This window comes from Streptomyces durbertensis, assembly GCF_014156695.1.
GTDB classification, from domain to species: domain Bacteria; phylum Actinomycetota; class Actinomycetes; order Streptomycetales; family Streptomycetaceae; genus Streptomyces; species Streptomyces durbertensis.
In genome coordinates, this window is record NZ_WMLF01000269.1 from 1 (window position 1) to 7,285 (window position 7,285).

General features: G+C 72.1%; 8 protein-coding genes and 3 tRNA genes. 2 read left to right on the forward strand and 9 right to left on the reverse strand.

What is annotated here, in order from left to right:
- Positions 1-30 precede the first annotated feature (30 nt).
- The 3 genes from nusG to GL263_RS17505 all read right to left on the reverse strand — a co-directional run bounded on the left by nusG (position 31) and on the right by GL263_RS17505 (position 1,493).
- Positions 31-948, reverse strand: a complete 918-nt coding sequence (gene nusG / locus GL263_RS17495) for a transcription termination/antitermination protein NusG (RefSeq protein ID WP_182856664.1) — start codon at positions 946-948, stop codon at positions 31-33.
- A 75-nt stretch (positions 949-1,023) separates the two neighbouring features.
- Positions 1,024-1,305: a preprotein translocase subunit SecE gene (gene secE / locus GL263_RS17500; RefSeq protein WP_143647083.1), complete on the reverse strand. Its 282-nt coding sequence runs from the start codon at positions 1,303-1,305 to the stop codon at positions 1,024-1,026.
- 115 nt (positions 1,306-1,420) lie between these two features.
- Positions 1,421-1,493 (reverse strand) — tRNA-Trp (locus tag GL263_RS17505).
- Positions 1,494-1,728: 235 nt separating this feature from the next.
- Between GL263_RS17505 and GL263_RS17510 the strand changes: the two genes are divergently transcribed.
- Complete coding sequence (locus GL263_RS17510; protein WP_182856665.1) at positions 1,729-2,967, forward strand: pyridoxal phosphate-dependent aminotransferase; 1,239 nt, start codon at positions 1,729-1,731, stop codon at positions 2,965-2,967.
- 171 nt (positions 2,968-3,138) lie between these two features.
- Positions 3,139-4,326 (forward strand): adenosine deaminase, encoded by a 1,188-nt coding sequence (locus GL263_RS17515; RefSeq protein WP_182856666.1) that lies wholly within the window; start codon positions 3,139-3,141, stop codon positions 4,324-4,326.
- Positions 4,327-4,467: 141 nt separating this feature from the next.
- Here the strand turns inward: GL263_RS17515 and GL263_RS17520 are convergent, their stop codons facing one another.
- The 6 genes from GL263_RS17520 to GL263_RS17545 form a co-directional block, all read right to left on the reverse strand.
- Positions 4,468-5,535 carry a UDP-N-acetylmuramate dehydrogenase gene (locus GL263_RS17520; protein ID WP_182856667.1) on the reverse strand — a complete coding sequence of 356 codons (1,068 nt, stop codon included), beginning with the start codon at positions 5,533-5,535 and terminating at the stop codon, positions 4,468-4,470.
- Between the two features lie 84 nt (positions 5,536-5,619).
- The gene (locus GL263_RS17525) at positions 5,620-6,066 is read right to left on the reverse strand and encodes a MaoC family dehydratase (RefSeq protein WP_182856668.1); all 447 of its coding nucleotides are present in this window, start codon (positions 6,064-6,066) and stop codon (positions 5,620-5,622) included.
- Positions 6,059-6,577 carry a MaoC family dehydratase N-terminal domain-containing protein gene (locus GL263_RS17530; RefSeq protein WP_182856669.1) on the reverse strand — a complete coding sequence of 173 codons (519 nt, stop codon included), beginning with the start codon at positions 6,575-6,577 and terminating at the stop codon, positions 6,059-6,061. The genes GL263_RS17525 and GL263_RS17530 overlap by 8 nt, the downstream gene beginning before the upstream one ends.
- A gap of 185 nt (positions 6,578-6,762) precedes the next feature.
- On the reverse strand, positions 6,763-6,927 hold the full coding sequence (gene rpmG / locus GL263_RS17535) for a 50S ribosomal protein L33 (RefSeq protein ID WP_143651502.1): 165 nt from the start codon (positions 6,925-6,927) through the stop codon (positions 6,763-6,765).
- 96 nt (positions 6,928-7,023) lie between these two features.
- Positions 7,024-7,096: transfer RNA gene (locus GL263_RS17540), tRNA-Met, on the reverse strand.
- A gap of 48 nt (positions 7,097-7,144) precedes the next feature.
- Positions 7,145-7,217: transfer RNA gene (locus GL263_RS17545), tRNA-Thr, on the reverse strand.
- Between the last annotated feature and the right edge of the window lie 68 nt (positions 7,218-7,285).

Sequence of the window (7,285 nt, forward strand, 5' to 3'; positions counted from 1 at the left end):
GGCGGTGGGCACGCGGGCGCGTGCGCCGCGTCAGTTCTTCTGGATCTGGTCGAAGCTCAGCTCGACCGGGGTCTCGCGGCCGAAGATCTCCACCAGGCCCTTGACCTTCTTGGAGTCGGCGTTGATCTCGTTGATCGTGGCCTGGAGGGTGGCGAAGGGGCCGTCGGTGACGGTGACGGAGTCGCCGACCTCGAAGTCCAGCACCTGGACCTCGAGCTTGCGGCTCGGCGCCGGCTTGCCCTCGGCCTCGGCTGCCTCGCGGGCGGCCTTCTCCTCCGCCTCCGGGGCGAGCATCTTGACGACCTCGTCCAGCGTCAGCGGGTAGGGGTCGTAGGCGTTGCCGACAAAGCCGGTCACGCCCGGGGTGTTGCGGACGACGCCCCAGGACTCGTTGGTGAGGTCCATGCGCACCAGGACGTAGCTGGGGAGCTTGTTCTGGCGGACGGTGCGGCGGTCGCCGTTCTTGATCTGGACGACCTCCTCCTGCGGCACCTCGGCCTGGAAGATGTAGTCCTCGACGTTGAGCGAGACCGCGCGCTGCTCGAGGTTGGTCTTCACGCGGTTCTCGTAGCCCGCGTAGGTGTGGATCACGTACCACTCGCCGGGGAGCGTGCGCAGCTCCTCGCGGAGGGCCTCGACCGGGTCGACCGGCTCGGCCTCCTCCTCGGTCTCCTCGGCGTCGGCGGCGGCCTCGACCTCGGCGGTCTCCTCGGCGTCGCCTTCGACCTCGGCCTCGGCGTCGAGCTCGACGCCGGTCTCCCGCGTCTCGGCGGCGGCGTCAGCCTCGTCAGCCACCGCGTCCTGCCCGGCCGGCTCGGCGGCGCCGGCGGCTTCGGCCTGCTCCGCGTCGTCCCTCTCGGACGCCGCGTCGACACCATCGAGCGCGGCGTCGTCACCCTTGGCGGGCTCGACGGGCTCGGTGACGTCGTTCAGGTTCGGGTCAGACACGTTAGCTGCTTCTTCCTGGCTTTATGGGGGTGGAACGTACGGGTAACGCGCCGCTGACGGCGCCCCGCGGACGGATCAGCCGAAGACGAACTTGACGGCCTCTCCGAATCCATAGTCAATCACGAACACCAGGCCGATGACGATGAGAACGAAGATGATCACGACGATCGTGTACGTCGTGAGCTGGTGGCGCGTCGGCCACACGACCTTGCGGAGCTCCGCGACGATCTGTCGGTAGAACAGCGCGAGCCGGGCCAGCGGGCCCTTCTTGCCGCGCTTGCCGCCGCGACGCGGCTTCTTGTCCTCAGAGGAACGCCCGGGCTCGGGGACCTCGGGAGTGTCCGTGATCTCCGCCACTCGTCCTCACCTGATCCGGGGTCATGGCCGTGCGGCGTCCGGCCCTGCCGCACGGCGGTGCAATCTCAGTACGTACGCCTGCACGCATCCACGTCGTGATCGACGAGTGCGTGAGCAGGGCCGGAGGGACTTGAACCCCCAACCGCTGGTTTTGGAGACCAGTGCTCTACCAATTGAGCTACGACCCTTTGTGCTCACCCAACCTACCGCATCGTGACGCCCACACGGTGTGTGCGGCGCCCCTCGCGGTGACGAGGGCCAACGACGGATGAGTGTACGTGCTCCGGGGCCGGGCGTCGAACAGGTACCGGTGTCTGCCGCCGCGCGCGGCTGTCGGACGGGCGTGTCCCGACTCACGGACAGCCGTGCCCGTGGCGTGGAACGGCCGTGCCCGGCCGGGGGCGCGTCTGCGACGATGCCCCTATGAGTGCTGCTACTCCTTCCGCACAGTCCCCGACCGAGCGCCGCGTGTCGGCCCGGGTCGGCTCCATCTCCGAGTCGGCCACCCTCGCGGTCGACGCCAAGGCGAAGGCGCTGAAGGCCGCCGGCCGGCCGGTGATCGGCTTCGGCGCCGGCGAGCCCGACTTCCCGACGCCGGACTACATCGTCGAGGCGGCCGTGGAGGCCTGCCGCGACCCGCGCTTCCACCGCTACACGCCCGCCGGCGGTCTGCCGGAGCTGAAGCAGGCCATCGCCGCCAAGACGCTGCGCGACTCCGGCTGGGCGGTGGAGCCGGCGAACGTGCTGGTCACCAACGGCGGCAAGCAGGCCATCTACGAGGCCTTCGCGGCCATCCTCGACCCGGGCGACGAGGTCATCGTGCCCGCGCCGTACTGGACGACGTACCCGGAGTCCATCCGGCTGGCCGGCGGCGTGCCGGTGCCGGTCGTCGCCGACGAGACCACCGGCTACCGGGTCTCCGTCGAGCAGCTGGAGGCGGCGCGCACCGAGCGCACCAAGGTCGTGCTGTTCGTCTCCCCGTCGAACCCGACGGGCGCGGTCTACAGCAAGGCGCAGGTCGAGGCGGTGGGCCGCTGGGCCGCCGAGCACGGCCTGTGGGTGCTGACCGACGAGATCTACGAGCACCTGGTCTACGGCGAGGCGGAGTTCCACTCCCTGCCGGTGGTCGTCCCGGAGATCGCCGACCGCTGCATCGTGGTGAACGGCGTCGCCAAGACGTACGCGATGACCGGCTGGCGGGTGGGCTGGGTCATCGGCCCGAAGGACGTCGTGAAGGCCGCCACGAACCTCCAGTCGCACGCCACCTCCAACGTGAGCAACGTCGCGCAGGCCGCCGCCCTGGCCGCCGTCTCCGGCGACCTGGAGGCCGTCGCGAAGATGCGCGAGGCGTTCGACCGCCGGCGTCGCACGATCGTGCGCATGCTGAACGAGATCAACGGCGTCGAGTGCCCGGAGCCGGAGGGCGCGTTCTACGCGTACCCGTCCGTGAAGGCGCTGCTCGGCAAGGAGATCCGCGGCCGGCGTCCGCAGAGCTCGGTCGAGCTGGCCGAGCTGATCCTGGAGGAGGTCGAGGTCGCCGTCGTGCCCGGTGAGGCCTTCGGCACCCCCGGCTACCTGCGGCTTTCCTACGCGCTCGGCGACGAGGACCTGGCCGAGGGCGTCGCCCGGATCCAGAAGCTGCTCGCCGAGGCGCGCGACTGAGCGTCGCCGCCGAAGCCACCGCCGTCGGGCGTCCCGGAGCTTCCCCGGGGCGCCCGACGGCCGTTCGGGACGTGGCCGGCCTTTCGAGCGGCCGCCCGCCCGACGTGTGCTGAGGTGTGCTTCGGGGGAAAGCGTCTTCCGGGCGTGTCGCGCGTACGGCAGGATCTGGGAATGCGGCACTACCCCACGCAGCACCAAGTCGAGACCCGTACCCCCGTCCGCGACCTCCGGACGCTCCCCAAGGCCCACCTGCACCTGCACTTCACCGGCTCGATGCGGCCGGAGACCCTGCTGGAGCTGGCCGACAAGTACGGCGTGCACCTGCCCGAGGCGCTCCAGGGCGGCGAACCGCCCAAGCTGCGCGCCACCGACGAACGCGGCTGGTTCCGCTTCCAACGGCTGTACGACATGGCACGTTCCTGCCTGCGTGAGCCCGAGGACATCCAGCGGCTCGTGCGGGAGGCCGCCCAGGAGGACCTGCGGGACGGCGGCCGCTGGCTGGAGATCCAGGTCGACCCGACGTCCTACGCGCCCCGGCTGGGCGGGCTGATCCCCGCACTGGAGGTGATCCTCGACGCCGTCGACCGCGCGACGCGGGACACCGGGCTGCCCATCCGGGTCCTCGTCGCCGCCAACCGCATGAAGCACCCACTGGACGCGCGCACCCTCGCCCGGCTCGCCGTGCGCTACCGCGACCGGGGCGTGATCGGCTTCGGCCTCTCCAACGACGAGCGGCGCGGCTTCGCCAGGGACTTCGACCGGGCCTTTGCCATCGCCCGGGACGGCGGACTGCTCGCCGCCCCGCACGGCGGCGAACTCGCCGGGCCGTTCAGTGTGCGGGACTGCCTGGACGACCTCGGCGCCGGCCGGGTGGGGCACGGCGTGCGCGCCGCCGAAGACCCGGCGCTGCTGGCCCGGCTCGCCGACTCCGACATCACGTGTGAGGTCTGCCCGGCCTCCAACGTGGCGCTCGGCGTCTACGAGAAGCCGGAGGACGTGCCGCTGCGCACGCTGTGGGAAGCCGGCGTGCGGATGGCGCTCGGCGCCGACGACCCGCTGCTGTTCGGCTCCCGGCTGGCCGCGCAGTACGAGATCGCCCGCGAACACCACGCGTTCACGGACGAGGAGCTGGCGGAACTGGCCCGGCAGTCGCTGCGGGCGGCACGGATGCCGCGCCCGCTGCTGGACGAACTGCTCGCCGACGTCGACGCCTGGCTGTCGGCCGACCCGGCTGACGCGGGGGGCGCGCCTGGCGACGCCGGGGCACGAGGAGACGTCCAGGCACGCGGGGGCGCGGGAACGCCCGACGCCACGGTGTCACCCGCCGACGCGGCGACGCCGGCCGGACGCGGCCGGTAGTCCGCGAGCGCGCCGGGCGTCCGCACGGCGGTGACACGCCGCCCCGGCGGCGAACGCCGCCGGGGCGGCGCGACAGGGCGGCTCCGCGGCGCGGCTCGTCGCGCCCCGCGCGGGCGCGTCGGCCGCGCCCGCGCGGCGGCCTCAGAGGGCGCAGCCCACCGTCACGGGCTCGTTGACCAGCCGGACGCCGAACGCCTCGGCCACGCCGTCCCGCACCTCGCGGGCGAGCGCCAGCAGCTCCTCGGTGGTGGCGCCGCCCCGGTTGGTGAGCGCGAGCGTGTGCTTGGTGGAGATGCGGGCGCGGCCGTCGCCGTAGCCCTTGGTGAAGCCGGCCCTGTCGATGAGCCAGGCGGCCGACGTCTTCACCCGGCCCTGGCCCGCGGGCCAGGACGGCGGCACCGGCGCCGCCGCGCCGAAGCGCTCCTCGACGCGCGCGAGGAAGGCCCGGTACTCGGCCTCGCCGAGCACGGGGTTGGTGAAGAAGGAGCCGGCGGACCAGGTGTCGTGGTCCTCCGGGTCGAGCACCATGCCCTTCCCGGCGCGCAGCTTCAACACGGTCTCCCGGGCCCGCGCCAGCGGCACCCGGTCGCCGACCTCGACACCGAGCGCCCGCGCCGTCTCCGCGTACGCCAGCGGCGCGGACAGGCCGTCCGCGTCCTCCAGGCGGAAGCGGACGCGCAGCACCACGTAGCGGTCGGGGTCGGCCTTGAAGCGGCTGTGCCGGTAGGAGAAACCGCACTCCCCGGCGGTGATCCCCGCCGTGCGCCGCTCGACCCGGTCGTAGGCGGTGACCTCGGTGATCGTGGAGGCGACCTCCTGGCCGTAGGCGCCCACGTTCTGGATGGGGGTCGCCCCCGCGGAGCCGGGGATGCCGGCCAAGCACTCGACGCCGGCCAGCCCGGCCTCGACGGTCCGGGCGACGGCGTCGGACCAGTTCTCGCCGGCCGCCAGCTCCAGCGTGGTGCCGTCCAGCGTGAAGCCGGTGGTGCCGACCCGCAGGGCGGTGCCGGCGAAGCCCTTGTCCCCGACGACGAGGTTGCTGCCGCCGCCGACGACCAGCAGCGGCGTGCCGGCGTCGTCGGCCTCGCGGACCGCCGCGACGACCTCCTCGTCGGAGGTCGCCGTGACCAGCCGGTCGGCGGGGCCGCCGAGGCGGAGGGTGGTGAGCGGGGCCAGCGGGGCGCCCTGGACGTCGTGGTGTGGCTGCACGGACCCTAGGTTAAGCGCTCCCCGGCCCCGGCCCGGCCCCTGGGGCCGTGGGCGCGGGCGCGGGCCGGGAGGCCGCCGTGTGCGTCAGGCCAGGCGGACGACGGCCTGGGCGCGGCCGAGGACCTTCTGTCCCGCGCTGGTCGCGGTGAGGTCCACGCGTACCGTGCGGTGGGTGTCGTCCAGCTTCGCCGCGACCTTGCCGGACACCTCCACCAGCGCGCCGACGCCGTCGTCCGGGACGACAACCGGCTTGGTGAAGCGCACCCCGTAGTCCACGACCGCGCCCGGGTCGCCGACCCAGTCGGTGACCACCCGGACCGCCTGGGCCATCGTGAACATGCCGTGCGCGATGACGTCCGGCAATCCGACCTCCCTGGCGAAGCGCTCGTTCCAGTGGATCGGGTTGAAGTCGCCGGAAGCCCCGGCGTAGCGGACCAGCGTCTCGCGCCGGACGGGGAAGCTCTGCGGCGGCAGCTGGGTGCCGACCTCGACGTCCGCGTAGGCGGGCCCGGTGACCGTCGACTCAGCCATCGCTCTTCTCCTCACCCTTGCCCTCGGCTGCCGGCTTCTCGGCGCCCGGCTTCTCGGCGCCCGGGTTCTCGGCGGCGCGGGCGACCAGCTTCGTGTACGCGGTGACGACGTGCTCGCCGTTCTCGTCGTGCACCTCGCCCCGCACGTCCAGGATGTCGTTGCCGGCGAGCGACTTGATCGCGTCGATGGTGGACGTCACGGTCAGCCGGTCCCCGGCGCGCACCGGGCGCCGGTACTCGAACCGCTGGTCGCCGTGGACGACCCGGCTGTAGTCCAGCCCCAGCTGCTCGTCCTGGATCACCTCGCCCGCCGCACGGAACGTGATGGCGAACACAAACGTCGGCGGGGCGATCACGTCCGGGTGGCCGAGCGCCTTGGCGGCGTCCGGGTCCACGTAGGCCGGCGTGGTGTCGCCCAGCGCCTCGGCGAACTCCCGGATCTTCTCCCGGCCCACCTCGTAGGGCTCGGTGGGCGGATAGCTCCGCCCGACAAAGGACTGGTCCAGCGCCATCGGCCGCTTGCCTCCTGGTGAAGATGCTCTGACGAGGGGACGCGGGGACAAACGCGCGACCCACTCGGATCGTGCCCGGGGCGCGTCGCGCCCCTCGCACCGGGGTGGCGCAACGCGACCGAGGCCGCCCCCGGCATGGGGGCGGCCTCGGTTCACAAGCCCAGGTCGTACGGTTCGTACGAGGCTTATCGGGTCTCGCGGTGAGCGGTGTGCGCCTGGCAGCGCGGGCAGTGCTTCTTCATCTCAAGGCGGTCCGGGTTGTTGCGCCGGTTCTTCTTGGTGATGTAGTTCCGCTCCTTGCACTCCACGCAGGCCAGCGTGATCTTCGGGCGGACGTCGGTGGCAGCCACGTGAGTGCTCCTTGACGGCGGATGGATGAATCGGATTTAACGCAGAAAGAGTAGCCGATCGAAGGACCGACCCCACAATCGGCTACTGAGAGTGAGTAGCGGCGACCGGACTTGAACCGGTGACACAACGATTATGAGCCGTTTGCTCTACCGACTGAGCTACGCCGCCACGATGCGAGCGGCCCCCCACTCGAGAGCGGAAGACCTCACACACCAGAGCCCCAAAACGGAATCGAACCGTTGACCTTCTCCTTACCATGGAGACGCTCTGCCGACTGAGCTATTGGGGCGAGCGATGAAGACATTACACGCTCCGCCGCCGAACGTGAAATCCATAGACCCCCCACCCGGCGCGGTG

Excerpts from the sequence above, each read along its gene's own strand:
- GL263_RS17510 (WP_182856665.1), top strand. The coding sequence starts at position 1,729 with ATGAGTGCTGCTACTCCTTCCGCACAGTCCCCGACCGAGCGCCGCGTG.
- GL263_RS17515 (WP_182856666.1), top strand. The coding sequence starts at position 3,139 with ATGCGGCACTACCCCACGCAGCACCAAGTCGAGACCCGTACCCCCGTC.
- GL263_RS17525 (WP_182856668.1), bottom strand. The coding sequence starts at position 6,066 with ATGGCTGAGTCGACGGTCACCGGGCCCGCCTACGCGGACGTCGAGGTC.
- GL263_RS17530 (WP_182856669.1), bottom strand. The coding sequence starts at position 6,577 with ATGGCGCTGGACCAGTCCTTTGTCGGGCGGAGCTATCCGCCCACCGAG.